This window comes from Bacillus horti (assembly GCF_030813115.1).
Lineage (GTDB): Bacteria > Bacillota > Bacilli > Caldalkalibacillales > JCM-10596 > Bacillus_CH > Bacillus_CH horti.
On the sequence record NZ_JAUSTY010000004.1, the window covers coordinates 207,540 to 224,776 of the forward strand.

The 17,237-nt window shown below is 38.7% G+C and carries 13 protein-coding genes; 7 read left to right on the forward strand and 6 right to left on the reverse strand.

All coding sequences use genetic code 11. The features are described 5' to 3' along the window. Window positions 1-160: 160 nt before the first annotated feature. Entirely contained in the window at window positions 161-751 is a 591-nt protein-coding gene (locus tag J2S11_RS06145) for a TetR/AcrR family transcriptional regulator (protein ID WP_307392358.1), read from the reverse strand. A gap of 258 nt (window positions 752-1,009) precedes the next feature. Here J2S11_RS06145 and J2S11_RS06150 point away from each other — a divergent pair, with 258 nt between their 5' ends. Together J2S11_RS06150 and J2S11_RS06155 are read left to right on the forward strand one after the other, a co-directional pair. Next, window positions 1,010-1,822, forward strand: coding sequence for a helix-turn-helix domain-containing protein (locus J2S11_RS06150; RefSeq protein WP_307392362.1), 813 nt, complete (start codon window positions 1,010-1,012; stop codon window positions 1,820-1,822). Window positions 1,823-1,875: 53 nt separating this feature from the next. Next, window positions 1,876-2,271, forward strand: coding sequence for a VOC family protein (locus J2S11_RS06155; RefSeq protein ID WP_307392364.1), 396 nt, complete (start codon window positions 1,876-1,878; stop codon window positions 2,269-2,271). A 137-nt stretch (window positions 2,272-2,408) separates the two neighbouring features. Here J2S11_RS06155 and J2S11_RS06160 read toward each other — a convergent pair whose 3' ends face one another. Continuing rightward, a complete protein-coding gene (locus tag J2S11_RS06160) occupies window positions 2,409-2,954 on the reverse strand; it encodes an NAD(P)H-dependent oxidoreductase (protein ID WP_307392367.1) in 546 nt (181 codons plus the stop codon). 169 nt (window positions 2,955-3,123) lie between these two features. Then, a complete protein-coding gene (locus J2S11_RS06165) occupies window positions 3,124-3,699 on the reverse strand; it encodes a TetR/AcrR family transcriptional regulator (RefSeq protein ID WP_307392370.1) in 576 nt (191 codons plus the stop codon). Window positions 3,700-4,140: 441 nt separating this feature from the next. On the opposite strand from J2S11_RS06165, the gene J2S11_RS06170 reads away from it, so the two are divergent. From J2S11_RS06170 to J2S11_RS06190, 5 genes are all read left to right on the forward strand, one after another. Further along, on the forward strand, window positions 4,141-5,703 hold the full coding sequence (locus tag J2S11_RS06170; RefSeq protein ID WP_307392373.1) for a hypothetical protein: 1,563 nt from the start codon (window positions 4,141-4,143) through the stop codon (window positions 5,701-5,703). A gap of 80 nt (window positions 5,704-5,783) precedes the next feature. Next, complete coding sequence (locus tag J2S11_RS06175; protein ID WP_307392374.1) at window positions 5,784-7,316, forward strand: hypothetical protein; 1,533 nt, start codon at window positions 5,784-5,786, stop codon at window positions 7,314-7,316. 335 nt (window positions 7,317-7,651) lie between these two features. Then, window positions 7,652-8,431, forward strand: coding sequence for a squalene/phytoene synthase family protein (locus J2S11_RS06180; RefSeq protein ID WP_307392598.1), 780 nt, complete (start codon window positions 7,652-7,654; stop codon window positions 8,429-8,431). A gap of 247 nt (window positions 8,432-8,678) precedes the next feature. Continuing rightward, window positions 8,679-11,795 carry a Kelch repeat-containing protein gene (locus tag J2S11_RS06185; protein ID WP_307392377.1) on the forward strand — a complete coding sequence of 1,039 codons (3,117 nt, stop codon included), beginning with the start codon at window positions 8,679-8,681 and terminating at the stop codon, window positions 11,793-11,795. Between the two features lie 246 nt (window positions 11,796-12,041). Then, on the forward strand, window positions 12,042-13,403 hold the full coding sequence (locus tag J2S11_RS06190; RefSeq protein WP_307392378.1) for a hypothetical protein: 1,362 nt from the start codon (window positions 12,042-12,044) through the stop codon (window positions 13,401-13,403). Window positions 13,404-13,476: 73 nt separating this feature from the next. Here the strand turns inward: J2S11_RS06190 and J2S11_RS06195 are convergent, their stop codons facing one another. The 3 genes from J2S11_RS06195 to opp4B are packed head-to-tail and all read right to left on the reverse strand — an operon-like array spanning window position 13,477 to window position 17,235. After that, entirely contained in the window at window positions 13,477-15,339 is a 1,863-nt protein-coding gene (locus J2S11_RS06195; protein ID WP_307392380.1) for an oligopeptide ABC transporter substrate-binding protein, read from the reverse strand. A gap of 16 nt (window positions 15,340-15,355) precedes the next feature. Further along, entirely contained in the window at window positions 15,356-16,255 is a 900-nt protein-coding gene (locus tag J2S11_RS06200; RefSeq protein WP_307392382.1) for an ABC transporter permease, read from the reverse strand. A gap of 17 nt (window positions 16,256-16,272) precedes the next feature. Further along, on the reverse strand, window positions 16,273-17,235 hold the full coding sequence (gene opp4B, locus J2S11_RS06205) for an oligopeptide ABC transporter permease (RefSeq protein WP_307392385.1): 963 nt from the start codon (window positions 17,233-17,235) through the stop codon (window positions 16,273-16,275). Window positions 17,236-17,237 lie beyond the last annotated feature (2 nt).

Here is a 17,237-nt window from a genome sequence, read left to right on the forward strand (position 1 = left end):
TTGGTCACTTTTCAAAATGAATCATCCTTTCTTTATACAAATAAAGGTCAATATTCTTCGATCAAAGTATATTAACTGACCTAGTCAGTTAATATACTATAAAGAATTACCTACTATGTCAATAAAAAAAACTGCTAATCATTAGCAGTTTTCATTTCTTTTATTTTTCGATCATTCGGATCAGTAGTTGGATATTCCAATTCTCATCCTCAGTAGCCCAATGTACCTCTTCCATAAGTAAGCCGGAAAGTACCGTTAAATAGAACTCCACAAGCTTGATAGGTTCTCTTTCAATAATCTCATCATTGGTCTGACCTTCAATAAAGATTGGTAGCAAAGATTCAATGTAGAATGATTCAAATTTCGCAACGCTCTTTTTTGTATTCTCATCCAATTTATCAAATTGGAGCGCTCGTTGTATCATTCTAAAGGCGGCTTGTTTTTGAGGAGATAATGAGCTTTTAGTAAAAAAGAAAATCTTTTCAATTGAAGTTCCCGATAAGTTGTTAACTTCATGGATTAAATGCTGAGAGTCTTCAATTGCCCAGTTTAAGCTTGCCTCCAATATTTCGTCCTTTGAAGTGAAATAATGGTACATTAATCCTTTACTTATCCCAATTTCTTCTGCGATTTTAGACATCGTTGTCTTTTCAATACCATTATCTGCGAAGATTTTTAGAGCAGATGTGACGATTTCCACTGTACGTTTTTTGTGTATTTCTATAGAATTTTTCTTACTGTAACGAGCCATTATATCTCCTCTATTATACGTATTAGTAGAGTTTCGTTATTCAAACTTGAGCATGTTATTTCACATAGGAGTAGTGAAGCTTCTCTTGATTATACAACATTTGAGACTCATGAGCGAATTGGGTAATGTAGCTTTGGTTACCCTCTATGCTAACATGGATAATTAGCTTGCTTCTCTTTGTTCAGAAGACCTATAATTTTATAAAGCAAGTAAAATCGATTAACGGCTACTATATAGGCTAAGAAAAGGGGTGAGCCAATGATATTTAAAATGCATACTCCTCAGCACAAGGAAGTGAGCCAATATATTAAAGAGATTTGGTATATATCTCAGAATGGTGAGGACGTATTGGGAATGAACCCAAAAATGATTCCTGGCGGCTACTATCATATGGTAATTAATCTAGGCTCCCCTCATTTTTATATGGATAGAAACGGCAAGAGTTTTAGCCCAAAAGCTAGTCACATCAATGCGAAGCAAAATGAATATGTTACGATTCAGCGAAAAGGACACGTGGAAATTATGGGTATAGTTTTCCGCCCCTATGGATTGTATGCCCTAGTTAATATGCCTGTAAGTGAACTGGTCGGAACGGTTCAGAATATGGAAGAATTGATAGGTAATAGAATAGGGGAGTTGGAAGAGCAACTTGCTTCGGTCACTGGAATCCAAGAAAAATTTATGCTTTTAGAAAGACGATTACATGAGTGGATAAGTATCGACAAACCAATAAAAGAAGAAATTAGGTTTGCTGTCGATATGATTGTGAAGCATAAAGGCTCTGTATCCTTAAAGCAGGTTCAAGAGTATGTTAACCTGAGTGAGAGATCGTTAGAACGGTATTTCAAAGCCTATACGGGAATAAGTCCAAAGCAATTTTCAGATATACATAGGCTTCAATTTGCCTTAGATTTGATGAGAGACAACTCCGATAAACTTGTCAATCATGCTTTATTTGCTGGCTACTATGACCAAGCCCATTTTAATCGTTCCTTTACGAAAATGGTAGGTTCGACTCCAAAAGAATATCTTACTAGCCGAAATCTATTGTCGGATTTATACAAGAAATAATCTCTCGAAATGAAGTAATATAACAATGAAAATAATAAAGGAGAGTGGATGTAATGAAAAGAACAATTGGACATCTAACAATTCTAGTAAAAGATTATGATGAGGCGATCGCCTTTTACAAGGAGAAAGCAGGGTTTGAGCTGTTAGCAGATAATGACTTTGGTAACGGAATGCGCTGGGTTAGCCTTGCACCCTCCAAAGAAAGCCAAGCTGCCATTGTCTTAGTTAAAGCAGATACTGACGAGAAATTAGAGAGAGTTGGAAATCAATTTGCCGATCATGTTGGCATAGTTGTAGAGACGGATGACTGTCGTCGTGACTATGAGGCTATGAAAGCTGCGGGAGTGCGTTTTTTAGGGGAGCCTAATGAGGTACCTTGGGGAATTGAGGTCGTATTTGAAGATCTTTATGGAAATCGGATTGACTTGCTTCAACACAATGGATTCTAAATGAAACCTTGTTAATGTCACAAAAGATACTAGAAAAATAATATAAGACAAAAGCTCGCTTCATAATAACTATGAGTAGCGAGCTTTTTGCTTTTCCAGTATTCATTTTATTCTACATAAAAATTCTTATCACATGATTAAAGGCTGTAGTTCTCCAGGGATTCATCTTGAATGTATTGGACATAGGCTAAGGCATCCTGTTCTAATTGTCCTTCCGAGGCTTGGTCTGCATCATACGTTTCCCAGGAGGGCAAGAACGTACCATTACATCTAGCTATTGTAGCTTGCCATGGCTTCATATACTCACTCATTGAAAACCAATCATATCCTCCAGCACGGTAATCTGCTTTCCCACCGCCAGCACTAATGGCGAGAATAAATTGCTTTCCTTTTAACTGTACACCATTGCTTCCAAATGCCCATCCATACTCCATGACATCATCAAACCATTTTTTTAATAGTGGTGGTACGCTATACCAGTAAAGGGGGAACTGAAGAACAATTCGTTCATGTGCCAACAGTAATTGTTGCTCTTGCTTCACATTAATGGCCCAATTTGGATAGGATTCGTAAAGCGAATGAACAGTAATCTCTGGTTGAGCTTTTAATGCCTCTACTTTCTTTAGATTGGCGCGAGAGCCTTCATTTAAATGAGGGTGTGCTACTATAACAAGTGTTTTCATTTTTGTTCTCCTTTTAGGTTTTAAGTAATTAGTAATTAAACATAGAAAAGAAATACCAAAACAATTCAGGAACGATCGTTCCGGAAACAGAATAACAAGCGTAATTAGTATTTAGAATGGCTAAAAATAAATTTCGGAACAATCGTTCCGAAAGTGGAGAAAAAATCGGTCAGATTAGCTTTAATGCTTCCTCGACCAAATTCTCATACGTTTTCTTGTCCTTATTTACCTTGGACATCACATTGATCCCATGATTTATGCTATGGAATACGGATACAAGAGCATCCATATCTCGCTCTACGGAGATTTCACCGTTTTTCTGCCCTTGCTCAAGCAAAAGACGCAGGGATTGCTCAAAGCAATCAAAGCTATCCTGAATCAACTCCTGCATCCTGTGATCCATTAGATCAAATGACACAGCTGAATTGGTCACAAAACAACCGCTAGGGCTCTCCTCATTTAAAGCCTGATCAATATGATAATAGAAGAATTTCCGCAGCCCTTCTTTGACTGAAGGGGCTTGTTGCCATAAATTTAATCGTTGTCTGCCTGATTGCTCGTAATGCTCCAGCGCTTCGGAGAATAGAGTTTGTTTGTCTATAAATGATTCATACAAGCTGGAGCGACTAATGCCCATGCTTGTTAATAAATCCGGGACACTCGTAGCGGCATAGCCTTTTTCCCAGAACGTATACATCGCTTTTGCAAGAGCTTGCCCTCTGTCAAACTGTTTTGGACGTGCCATTTTAATCACCCAAGCCTATTATATCATTTCGGAACGAACATTCCAATAAAAATATTAAGTAGATAAAAACCCCTTAAAGCCAAGAGGGAGCTCCCCTTGGCTTTAAGAATAATACTCTTAATCTGCAAAAATATCAATGACCTGCTCCAGGAACTATCGGTTAACCAACACCAAAGACGCTTCCTAATCCACATAAAGTGGAAGGAAGCGTCAATTTAATTATACGCATTACAGTTGTTAGACAATTGATAATTTATATTTACCCTAAACCTCGAATACATTTTCCTATTATTGTAGAAGGATAATCTTCTTTTTTTATAGAAATCGTTAAATAGAATAAAGCTTCATGCCAAAATGATTAATTTTATATAATGAATGAATATATAGGAATTTCATTATTCACCACATCATTAAGAAACCACAGCAGGAGGGGATTGAGGAATGATGGTGCAAAGCTTTAAGATCGTTGATTTTAATGAAGTGAAAGATATGATTCCAGAAGATAGCTGGATGAAAAAGCAAATAAAGCAATATGGTCATGAGATTGCTAAGGAATCCATCCTATACCATCGTGGGGATTTACGGTTGGAGAAGCTTAATTTCGATGATTTCCTCTATACTAAGCAAGGTCGAAACTTTTTGTTAATTGTGGTAGAGGGTCATGTAACTATAGATGGATATATATATAATACATTAGTGCATTATGATGATTGGTTCGGTGCTGTGGGACTAATTGTATTAGGAGATTTACACGCTGGTAACATAGTTATAGGAGGACAAGAAATCCTAGTAACGGGAAACCTAACTGTGCGAGATCTGTTTTACGGTGATTACAGTGGCTCACTTCATGTTAATGGAAGGGCTACAGCAAGTGTTTTCTTTGCTAATTGGGGATATTCAGTCACCCTACTAGGTGAACAAAGCTTTGATCTACATGTAAAAGATATAGATGAGTTAGTAGGTGAAAAAGCTATTGCAGATATGGATGAGCTGCTAGGTTTTCATTCCGAAAACTTTTATTTTGTACGAAGTAAGGTAGAGGAGCGTTTGGAGTCGGGGAAGCCAATTCTTAATCGGCACTGGAAGGATAATCTAAGAGACAGGAACAAGTCAATCCCTTTTGCTTTTCTAAATGCAGAGTTATGCATAGAGAACATAGATCGACTGATGAAGCCCAATCTACTCCCAAGAGATCCTTATTCAGGAGAGCATTATAAATACGAGATTTGGCAAAGGGATTTATTTATACGTGTAGTAGCTACCATTCAAGGTGTAGGACTAAAGGTGAAATACAAAGCTATCTATATCGAAAAGGTAGGGGAATATGCCGTAATGATTGAGGCTTTCCCGAAAAAATGGATGCCTAGAAGTTGGGGCCCGTTAAGAATCTCAAGTAAATTGATGAATAGAGGGAATACAAACTGGTATTCCTTTGACTCAACTACACCAGAACATTTTAATTCCCTACTACAAACGGGCTGGAAGTCTCTATTAAACGCGGTTTCTCAATATGAGTATGCTAGCAGGATGATTCATAGACATGAAATAGAAGAGCTTCTATGCTTACCAGTTGTTCAGCCGTATGATGATTATTTGGACACCGAAAGAAACGGCTTTTGGATTGGAAGTCTTTATTGCTCTTTTAGACAGAAGGGTGTCGATGAAAATGGACATCCGTACAACGAAATTTTAAAGCTAGCTAGACAGTATACTGATGATCATGGAGAGCAAAAGATGGAGTGCTATATCTATTACATGAATCCTCAATTGGATGGTTCTGACACTGTAGAAATTAAGTACATTCCTGATCAATACAGAGAAGAGCATGTCATTGTGAGCTATACGGATCAAGATAGATTAATTTTGGCATGGCGTCTATTTGAGGCAGCAAAAATGAAGCTGCGGCTTTGTAATGAGGGACTTTTAAACGGAAAAACACCTTATGCTGCGGAAGATTTTGCGATAAAATATTGGGAAGAACAAGGATACATAGAAAAAGGGTAAGATTCATTCGAACTAGCTGACCAGAAAAAAGAATAGTATTACTTGCACATTAATAACTTTACAATCAGGGGAGGATTTCAATGTCTACCGAAATGTTTCAAAGCGTTCTGTTTAAGGAGATTAAGTCAAAATTACCACAGGATAGCTGGGCTGCTCAAGTCAATAAGATTAACAATGACGAGTTTTTGGAGGAGATCGTTTTTTATCATAAAGGTGACCTACAGTTGCAGAGTCTAGACTTAGATCATCTAGCAAATGAACACGAGGATCAAATCATTTTTTTAATCCTTGTGGAGGGGAGCTTAACGGTAGATACATTTATTTGTAATGAAAATACGGATGGTTCTACTGGGCTGATTGTTCTTGGAGATTTAAAAACCACAAGTATGGTAGTGGGGGGACAGGAGATTTTTGTGACAGGTGATGTAGAGGTCAGTGAGCTGTTCTGGGGAGATTACAATCATGGCATGCTAAATGTGCAAGGTCATCTGAAAGCAGCTCTCTGTCTACAAACAGATGAATATAGTATTCAAGCTAAGACAAAAGAGGTTGCCATCCTCATTAATGATGCCCATGAATTAATCGGTGCGGAAATAATAGCTCAGGAATGCTTGATTGAAGAAGATGAAGAAGTCATCATTGATCGAGAAGAATTAATGAAGCTGCTTTATAATGGGAAACAAGTGGTTACTGAATCTTTACTAGAAGATTTAAAAAATGGTGGGGCAACAATCCCTTTTGTTTTTCCAAATGCTGAGATTAACATTGCAAATTTAGAAAGGCTTAGCTTGCCGTCTTTCATGAATGTCGAACCAGTTGATGGCCTCTATGAGTATGAATATTGGCAGGAGGACATTTGTACAAGGGTATTACTAGAAGTAGATCAGGAAAGTAACTCCAACTATAAAGCAGTGTACCTTGAAAAAGAGGGACAATATGCAGTATTTCTAGAAGCGAGAAGAGAAGAAACAAACTCCACTGCTTGGGAACCACTTATGATAACCTGTAGAAATATAGCTGGTGAGGATACACAATGGTACTACTTTGATGCTGGTTCACCAGAACATTTTCACCTTCTATTAAAGTATGGATGGGGTGCTTTGTTAAAAGGTGTATCACAATATGAATATGCTAAAAATTTAATTAATCCATCAGAGCTTCGAGAGCTATTGAAATTACCTTTGGTGCAGCCCTACGACGATTATTATGATGATGAAAAAAATGGCTTTTGGCTAGGGCAGCTTTACTATGCCTTTAGGGAAAAGGGTGTAGATGAAGACGGCAATGAAGAACCGGAGCTTATTAAAGTAGCCTACTCTTACATAGGGGAAGATGGGGAGGAGAAACTTGAATCCTTTTTCTATTATATAAGCAAAAAGCTAGATCGGTCGGAAGTGGTCGAGATTGAGTATAGAGCGGATGAGGATGATGAACAGTTCAGTATACTTAGCTATATTCACCCTGCCTTGCTCAAACAAGCAATTCGCTTGTTCCATGCTGCAAAGAGAACGTTAACAAGGCAAAATCAAGTTTTGATGAATGGTTATCCACCGTATGATGCAGATAAATTTGCTTTGAAATATTGGAGAAAACAGGGTTATCTAAGTAAGTAAGTTATAGCAACAAATAAAAGATCATGAAATTGACCCTCCAAAAGTTCTTCCTTTTCAATAATGGAGGGCTTTTGTTGTAAAGTTTCGAAGTATTGAATCACTATACTTGCTAAGTGTGTCCATATGTTTATAAAATAGGATATAGGCATTTCTTTTGAAAGTTTGTTTCCAATGAATAGTGGGAATGATAACGATAGAAGCGTACATTTAGTAAGGTACAGATGCAGAATGACGAAAGTCACAGATTTGTTCCCAACAACATAGAAAAATGATGTAAAATATAGATAAGACAAGCTATGCTGTTTGACGGAAGGAGTTTTTTTGTGAACGAAGCTATGATCATGTTGAAAAAAACGAGTCGCACTTTCTTTATCCCCATTAACCGTTTGGAGGATGGGCTGAGGGAAGCTGTTACGTCTGCTTATTTATGTATGAGAGCGATAGATGAAATTGAGGATCACGAGGAGTTAGATAATGACCTTAAAGTAGAGCTTCTTGAAGGCGTTCATGACGTGTTTCAATCTTCTACGGAATCTCCTGATACGAAAGCACTCCTTTCACCACATCGCGATACTCTTCCCGATGTAACGACTCAGATTGATGACTGGGCTATACTATGTCCTCCAACCGTCAGAAAAGTTGTGTATCCTTATATTGCAAAGATGTCCAAGCAAATGGCTGAATGGGTGAACAAAAGCTGGACAATTAGTACTGAGGAAGATTTGGATAAGTATACTTATAGTGTGGCCGGGATGGTAGGCGAAATGCTATCAGATATTTGGTATTGGTATGATGGCACAGAATCTGATCGCGATAAGGCCGTAGCCTTTGGTAGAGGATTACAGGCGGTTAATATTTTGCGGAATAAATCAGAGGATTTGGAGCGTGGAGTGGACTTTTTTCCAGATGGATGGGGGAAAAAAGAAATGATCGAATATACACGTCGCAATCTTAAGCTAGCTGATGCGTATATTAAGGAATTGAAAGGAAGTCCAGCGATAAAGTTTTGTAAGATTCCTCTAACCTTAGCACACGCAACAGTTAATCTCATTGCAGCAGGTGGGAATAAGCTGACTAGAGATGCTGTAAAGAAACTGGTGAATGGCACGAATTAAAGAGTTTTAGCTTCACTTAGTATGTGGAGCTAAGGCTTTTTTTGTTTGGAAATATTTTTTGCTTATATATTTGGGTGTGGAACGTAAGGAGTATACACATTTCCCCAAAATAGAAGTGTGAGGTTGTCGAATTATGTAAAAAAATGCTCAGAAATTGTTCAGAGCTCCTAAGTACAATAATGAGGTCAGAAAAAGAAGGAATAATTATATAGCAATTATTGAAATTTATTGAACGGGGGAGCCGTTGATGAAAAGAAGGTTTACACTAATTCTAATTAGCACGTTGATTGTCAGTCTACTCTTGCCAACACATGGATTCAAAGTAGGGGCCAGCACTTCGTGGGAACTTGAGGACTTTTCCTTACCAGAAGCCACTATTAGCTCTGGTACTGCGTATATGGATGGTAAAATTTATGTCGCTGGTGGGGCAGGAGTTGATAACAGTATATCGAATTCATTCTATGCTTTCGATTTGACTACAAGGCAATGGCATAACTTGGCGGATTTGCCTCAACCGTTGCAAGGTCATTCTCTTATACCTTTATTTGGGAAGTTATATGTTATCGGAGGAAATGCAGGCAATATCTTTTCTAATCAAGTGTATGAATATGACCCGACCACAAATGAATGGGAGGCAAAAAGTCCGCTACCTACAGGACTTTCTTTGTATAATTCTGCAGTTTTGAACAACAAGATTTATATTTTTGGTGGGTTAACTTCAGGAGCAGTAATAAATTCAATTTTGGAGTATGATCCTATTTCAGATATCTGGACAGATAAAAACTCAAAAGCACTGACTTATCTGTATAGGGCTTCTGCCTCAAGTAATGGAAAAGTATACTTTTTTGGAGGAGAATCTGCTACCTTTAAGCAACCTCAAAGAAATGTAAGTGTTTTTGATCCTGAAGCTGATACTTTTAATCCGGAGCTTTATCCGGATGGAACTGGTTCTACTTGGTCATTCAGATTGAGAAGTGCTGCTGTTAGCTTACCAGACGGTGATTTAATGGTAATGGGTGGCCAACAGTTAGGGAACACTGTGACAGATTTAGTTCATATTTATAATCCAAGCACTAATTCATGGAGTGATGGAGAAAGATTGCCTGTACCTCTTCATAATACTAATTCACTTCTTATCTCTGAAGATGATAGCGATTATGTCTTAATACTAGGTGGACAAGACACCACTGGGGATATATTATCTACTGTGTATATGAAGGAAATAGAGCGTCCATTGGAACTAGATTTGAACGCTGTAGACTTCAATGTAGCAGATGGTACTCTAACTAATACAACTTCAGCGATGGAGTACAGTCTTGCTGGAGGGATAGAAGGAAGCTGGGTAAAGGCTGAAGATGTTACAACGCTGGTGGACTTCGTGCCAGGAATGGTGTATGTAAGAGAGGCAGCAGATCCTTTGAATAACAGGTTTGTTGGCTTTGTTACACAGCCTAACCATGCTCCAGATGTTCAGGTAGATGTGTCAGCAGGAATGTCTGAGCTGAAGCTTTTAGGAGCAACGGAGGATATGGAATACACGACGAATGATGGAGCAAAGTGGAGAGTGATAACTCCAGGAATAGCTAGTGGAGAAGCTACAATTGATGCAAGTGGTGAGCATGACGTTCTGCGTGTTCGTTATATGGCAACGAAAACGGCACTTCCTTCTCCACCAACGATCCAACTTAATGTGGAGGGACCACAGCTAAGCTCAGATGCTTCATTACAATCGATTACATTAACAGGTATCAATCTTACATCTACCGTGACTGCTGATGTGTACAACTATACAGCTCTACTAACGACTTTATCACAGACCTCAGCGCACTTAGTAACTGGTAGCCCTGCTGCGACGGTAAAAATGTTTGTTAATGGGGAAGAGGTGCAGAATCCGATTGAATTGGCTTTAGGTAAGAACAAGCTTGCTTTTGAAGTCACAGCGGAGGACGGAACTAAGGAGACTTATCGAGTCTCTGTCGAGCGTGAAGCCTCAAAGCCAGATGGAGAGATTGTGAACCCTGGTTCAGGAAATCCTGGTGGCGGGAGCTCAGGAGGTGGATTACCTGCTGGAGGATCAAACAGCATAACACCTCCTAGAAATGGAATTGATATATATGTAGATGGTGTTAAGCAACCAAGCTTTGCTTCAGCTAGAACAGAACAAATTAATGGTAGAGAAACGATGCTTGTTACCGTAGATAGTGCCAAAGTATTAGAGAAATTAGAGCAAAATGAAAGCAAGATCGTGACTATTCCAGTTACTGGAGATCAAGAAGTAGTTTCTGCTAAATTAAATGGGCTATTGTTTAAGAAGATGAAAGGGGAAAACGTATTAATTGAACTAGTAACAGATCGAGCAACTTATTCATTGCCAACCTCTTTAGTAGATGTGCCTGAATTAACGCAACAGCTTGAGGCAGGAAATCATGATAGACTTGATGAAGAGCTAAATATCGAGATTACAATTTCTCTACCTGATGAAACAACATTAATGCAAGTTTATAAAGATGTAAATAATTTAGGTCAGTCTGTTATTGGAGAGCCCGTGGAATTTGGAGTCTACCTCAGCTTTGATGGGAAACAGATTGAAGTAAGTCGTTTTTCCGAGTACGTGGAACGATTGATTCCAATTCCGAATGATGTAGAGCCCACACGTATTACAACAGGTGTAGTGCTAGGAGCAGATGGAGAGTTATATCATGTACCAACTAAGGTGATCACACAAAATGGGAATCATTTTGCCCAAATTAATAGTTTGACAAATAGTGTTTATGCGGTGATTTGGAATCCACAAACATTTGAAGATGTGAAACAGCATTGGAGTGAAGATGAAGTCAATGATATGGCATCTCGAAAGATCGTTCATGGTGTAAGAGAATCTGTTTTTGATCCGAATAGAAGTGTTACTCGTGCTGAATTTACCGTTATGGTTGTGCGTGCACTTGGTCTTCGTCCAGATGTTTCTAACAGTGCTTTATGGAGGGACGTTGAGCTGAGGGACTGGTATGCTAATGATTTACGTACAGCGTTAGAGTATGGGTTGGTGGAAGGCTACGAGAATAGCTCCTTCCAACCACTTCAAACGATTAGCAGGGCTGAAGCTTCAGCTATTCTTGCAAATGCATTAAATGTGGCAAAGTATGAAGTGGAGCTGACTGCTGAGCAATCGGCTCAAATCCTCGCAACATTTAAGGACAGTAAAGAAGTGGCTACCTGGGCAATGGAAGGTGTAACTACAATAATCCAAGCAGGTATCCTACAAGGGGATCACAGTTTGATTCGCTCTAGGGAGGAGTTAACACGTGCTCAAGCGACTGTTATGCTTCACAGATTATTGCAAACTACAGATTTAATCAATTACTAATTTTATAATAAAGAAAATCATAAGGCGCTGTCCAAAAGTCATGATAAATGATTGGACAGCCAATATAAGAAAAGAGCTGTCGATATGATATCGACAGCTTTTGTTATGTTCTTCAACAGCAATGGAAATCCATTTTGTTAATGTTTAGTTAAAATTAAAAAAATAATATTAAGTAAAATATTTTGAAGGATTTTACACAATTTTATAGAATATTGTAATTATACTATTAAAAGGAGGTTGTATAAAATGAAAAAGCTGTCTTTATCTGTTTTGAGTTTTGTCTTGATTTTTGGAGTTTTTTTTACCGCAGTAGGAGCAACAGGACTTGGACAACATGAGCGACAGATGAATCTGTCGATTGAGGATATTGAGCTTGAGAATATAACTGATTTGAGTGGACAAGCAGCAGAGATTGTAACGGAAGATATTCAATCTGAGGTAGACGCAAATGTAGTATCAAAGGAATTGGACATTACGGTTACAAATCTTATCGAAGAGAACTTAAAGGATATTGCTACTCAATCTATTCCTCCGATTATGCAATATGCCACTACGTATAACTTCTCCAATCGAGATATTGGTAACTCTGTTATTCAATCTAATGACGGAGGTTATGTTATCCTTGGAGAAACTCATATTTATGGAGACACAGACCTTCTTTTTCTCAAAGTTGACTCCTCATTTAATATCGTCTGGGCGTATGCGTATGGAACGGAGTTAATTGAGGATCCAGCAGATGTAAGGCAGACAAGTGATGGTGGGTATATTATCGGCGGAACGAGAGTTGGTGGTGGAGCTTCAGATATTTTTCTGATCAAAACTGATGCTAACGGTGTTATTGAATGGTCTAATACGTATGGAGGACCTGCCGATGAGAGAGCGTATGCTTTAGAGATCGGACATGATGGTGGGTATATCCTTGCCGGTACAAAAATGACAAGTAGTGGTTCTACAGACGCGTATTTACTTAAAGTGGCCTCAAATGGGTTTATTCAATGGAATCGCAGCTTTGGAGTGAATCAAATAAGCATGACTGAGGAATTCTCTGGCGTCAGCCCAACGACTGATGGAGGATATGTAGCTGTTGGAAGCAAAATGGTTCAGACTGGCTTCGGCTCGTTTCAAAGCCACGGTTCTGTAGTAAAGGTTTCTGGAAACGGCACACCGGCCTTCACATCAACATTGGCTCATGCTGTCTTCCTAGAAGATGTTGTAGCTGCAGGAAATGGATTTATTGCCACAGGTACAATATATGTTCAGCCTGGTGGAAATATCTATGTAGTAAGGATGACAAATAGTGGGGGGATCAATTGGACGGAGCAGTTTAGTGCAACCATATTTGATACAGGAGTTGCTATTACCCCTGCTATTGATGGGAATTATGTCATAACTGGGTTTACAACCCCTTTAGTTGGACAAGAAAATCTCTTACTAATGAAGATAAATAATGCTGGAAATGCAGTTTGGTCCTCAATTATTGATTTTGGGACTTCGAGTGAGATAGGACGTAGTGTAGATATAACTTTTGATGGAGGTTATATTGTAACTGGACCGTATCGCCTTAATAATCTCTCTGATGTACTACTTGTCAAATTCTCAATGGATTGATGTTAACTATCAAACACTTTTCACTGAAAAAACCAAGAGTCTCGGCTCTTGGTTTTTTCAGTGAAGAAATAAATTATCTAGCAACCTCTGGAGTTTCAGCCGTTACGGCCCATTGCCATCTCCGGTATTCAAAATTGTCACCTACAGTGTAGTTTGTTACTCGATTGTTTACTGGTTTTAAGCTTGCACGATATACCGTCGGGAATACAGGCACTGCATCCACCATATAAGCCTGCCATTCATTATAAATACCTATACGCTTTTCAACATCAAAGGCATCTTCTGAAATACCATCTGTAAGTAAACGATCATTTTCATCAGAAGCATAACGAGCAAAGTTATATATGGCTTCACGCCCATATAAACCACTAGGGTCTACATTGATACCAACGGACCAAGCTCCTTGATAAATATCAACATCAGGATCATCGGTCCCTGTATCTCCTACACGATCATAGAACGAGTTAAACTCGTGTAAGCGTCCTTCCATGAGTTGAACCTTTAAGCCTACAGCTTCCCAAGCCTGGATATAATACTGGGCTAACGGCTCAGCCGTGTCTCCACCACTCATTGACATAAAATTGATTTCAAGCTTATTCCCATCTGGATCTTCACGGAAACCATCTCCATCAACATCTACAAACCCAGCATCATCTAATAGCTGTATAGCTTTTTCAGGATCATAAGGGCGGCCTGGGTTTGTTTCATCATGGTATTCAGGATGAGATGGAGGGATTAATGTTGTCGCATTCCACCTTAAACCATGATAAAAGCGTTCACCAATCGCATTGTTATCAACAGCATGCCACATGGCTTGACGAAGGGATTTGTTCCCCATTTTAGAGTTTTCAGGGTCATAATTCACCACATTATTTTCTGCATCCCAATTACCTAGTTTGAAGCCAATGTATGTGTAAGCACGATCAACATGCCCAAGCCAAGTTAAGTTAGGGAGTTCTGAATTATCTGGGAATTGATCAACAGGGAAAGAATCTACAAGATCAACATCTCCTGATTTTAAGGCTTCTGCTACTACACTCGGACTGATAACACGTAAAGTTACTTTGTCCAAAGCTGGCTCGCCTCTCCAGTAGTTTTCGTTCTTCACATACGTTACTGATTCACCAGGAACAATCGTATCAAGAATGTATGGTCCAAATCCAATTGGGTTCACACGAGTTGCATCATGTGCAGACATTTCTGCAACTGGAATATCTTCAAAAATATGCTTTGGAATAGCAGAGGACCATACTCCACCCGTAATTAAAGAAGGTGTAGCCTGAATATAAGTTATCCTTAAGGTTTTATCATCTATTACCTCTATACCAGAAATTGTATCAGCATCACCATTGTGATAGTCGACAATACCTTCAATATTACGAAGCGTGGCATTAAATCGTGGCCCATCATAATCAGGATCAGCGATAACATAATGAGCGAACTCCCAATCATGAGCGGTTACTGGCTCACCATCATGCCAGTTCACGTTATCTCGAATTGTGAACGTCCAAATTCTATTATCCTCCTCATCAATTTCAAAGGTTGCTGCTCCTTCGTTGTTATAAACAAAGCTTGTGTCCCAAGTTAACATTCCCTCGTCAAACCAGCCCATTACTTGACCATCAGGAACACCACTAGAGAACACGGGGTTTAAAGTTCCTTCAAATGGAGTGTCAGACACTAAACCAAATGTAAGCTCTCCACCACTAAGTGGAGTACCATCATCCTTCAGATAGCTAAAGTCTTCAATAGAATAAGTTCCTTCTGGACGTTCCTGCTCTGCAGTTTCTTCATCCACTGGTGTTTCCTCTGTTCCTTCAGAAGGTGCTTCTGCATCTACATCAGTTGTGGCTTCATTATTATTACAAGCCACCATGAATAGAACAAAAACTGCAAGTAATGCCATGAGTAACAAACGTGCCTTGCTCTTCGTCATGTAAATTCCTCCCTTTTTATCCTCTTCTTTGTTTTGCGTCTGTCGCACGCTTTAACGCTTGACCGACGTTATTTATACACAACATCACTACTAAGATGAGTAATGATGCAGGTAACCAAATCCACCAGCGATGCTCCAACGTTTGGGGGTTAGTTGCATAGCTGACAAGTGTTCCTAAGCTCGGGGTATTTTCGGGTAATCCGAATCCTAGAAAGGATAATCCAGTTTCTATGCCAATATTGGCTGCCAAATTTAAAGTCATCATGACGATAATTAATGAGCTTATATTTGGTAGGAGCTGTACAAAGATAATTTTTATGTGTGAGCTTCCCAAGGTTTTAGATGCTTTTATATAGTCAAGCTCCTTTTCTTGTAATGCTTTTGAACGAACCATCCTAGCTATTCCCATCCAAAGGAAAGCCGACATGACTAGAGCAAACGTCAAGACATTATATTTGGGGACGATTGTAACGAATACAATAATAATCATCAAGGTTGGTAAAACCATAAAGAAATCAAGAATGCGCATGAACACATTATCAATCATTTCACCAAAATAACCTGAAACTATCCCGAAGGTAATACCAACAAGCCCACTAAGTAAAGTAACCAGTATACCTATTGACAATGAATTTTTTGCCCCGATAATTAATTGACCAAATATATCACGTCCACCGTAGTCTGTACCTAGCCAAAATTCAGATGAAGGGGATTGATGAATAGAGAAAAGGTCTACTCTAACAATTTCTCTTTCATCTAATAAGAATGATGCACCGTATACAAATCCACTAATTAAAATTAATAAAATAAGGGATATTAAAGCGATTTTGTCTCGGACAATTTCTCGCCAAATGACATTCAAGCCTGATGGACTTCGTAAGGGTTCATTATTTTCAACTTCTATATAATCAGCCATGTCTGTACACCTCCGCGTTATTTAATCCGAATTCTTGGATCAATAATACTTAAAATAATGTCTGATAGTAATGCACCTAAGATAGAGGCGACCCCAAACAACAAAACTAGTGCAGTTACAACACTGGTGTCTCTTTGTCTTATAGATGAAATAAATAATTCACCCATCCCTGGGTAACTAAAGATATTTTCGATAAAGATAGTTCCACTAATTAAAAACGTAATCTCGTATCCAAAAAAAGCGGCAATAGGCAGTAAAGAGTTACGAAAAATGTGGTGGTTATAGACACGTGATTCAGACGCTCCTTTTGAACGAGCCGTTAAGATAAATTCACGTTGTTTAATATCTATGATTTCACTCCTTAAATACTGAACTGTCCCAACGACAGAAATTAATGCCATTGATAGACTTGGTAAAAGAAGATGTCTTAATTTGCTTAGGAAGTACTCAAGGGTTCCTGGAGTTAGACCCGGTGCAACACTTCCACCAGTAGGGAACCAGCCTATCCTAAAACCAAAAATGAATAGCATTAATAAGGCAAAAATGAATAATGGTGCTGCAAACCCTAGATAGGTGTAACCAGTAATCATACGATCAGCAAGTGTATCATTATAGCGACCACTAATAATCCCTAATGGTAGAGCAATGATATATGTAAAAATAAGAGTAAGAATGGAAAGCAAAATGGTATTAACCATACGTTGATTAATTAAATCTGTAACAGGCATTTTATATCGGAAGGATTGCCCTAGGTCTCCCTTTAAAGCTCTAGTTGACCAATCGTAGTATTGAACATACCATGGATTATTTAGACCTAGCCGTTCACGTTGCTGTTCAAGAACCTCAGGCCCAATATTTGGGTCAATTAGCCCAGTTAAAGCATCTCCAGGCATCATCTTGGCCAGGATAAAGATGACAATACTTAACATGAGGATCTGTGGAATCATAATAAAGATACGTCTAATCGTAAATGTCCACATAT

Coding starts and splice junctions, on each gene's coding strand:
- J2S11_RS06170 (WP_307392373.1), top strand. CDS start 4,141: ATGATGGTGCAAAGCTTTAAGATCGTTGATTTTAATGAAGTGAAAGAT.
- J2S11_RS06155 (WP_307392364.1), top strand. CDS start 1,876: ATGAAAAGAACAATTGGACATCTAACAATTCTAGTAAAAGATTATGAT.
- J2S11_RS06175 (WP_307392374.1), top strand. CDS start 5,784: ATGTCTACCGAAATGTTTCAAAGCGTTCTGTTTAAGGAGATTAAGTCA.
- J2S11_RS06160 (WP_307392367.1), bottom strand. CDS start 2,954: ATGAAAACACTTGTTATAGTAGCACACCCTCATTTAAATGAAGGCTCT.
- J2S11_RS06180 (WP_307392598.1), top strand. CDS start 7,652: ATGATCATGTTGAAAAAAACGAGTCGCACTTTCTTTATCCCCATTAAC.
- J2S11_RS06145 (WP_307392358.1), bottom strand. CDS start 751: ATGGCTCGTTACAGTAAGAAAAATTCTATAGAAATACACAAAAAACGT.
- opp4B (WP_307392385.1), bottom strand. CDS start 17,235: ATGTGGACATTTACGATTAGACGTATCTTTATTATGATTCCACAGATC.
- J2S11_RS06165 (WP_307392370.1), bottom strand. CDS start 3,699: ATGGCACGTCCAAAACAGTTTGACAGAGGGCAAGCTCTTGCAAAAGCG.
- J2S11_RS06185 (WP_307392377.1), top strand. CDS start 8,679: ATGAAAAGAAGGTTTACACTAATTCTAATTAGCACGTTGATTGTCAGT.
- J2S11_RS06200 (WP_307392382.1), bottom strand. CDS start 16,255: ATGGCTGATTATATAGAAGTTGAAAATAATGAACCCTTACGAAGTCCA.
- J2S11_RS06150 (WP_307392362.1), top strand. CDS start 1,010: ATGATATTTAAAATGCATACTCCTCAGCACAAGGAAGTGAGCCAATAT.
- J2S11_RS06195 (WP_307392380.1), bottom strand. CDS start 15,339: ATGACGAAGAGCAAGGCACGTTTGTTACTCATGGCATTACTTGCAGTT.
- J2S11_RS06190 (WP_307392378.1), top strand. CDS start 12,042: ATGAAAAAGCTGTCTTTATCTGTTTTGAGTTTTGTCTTGATTTTTGGA.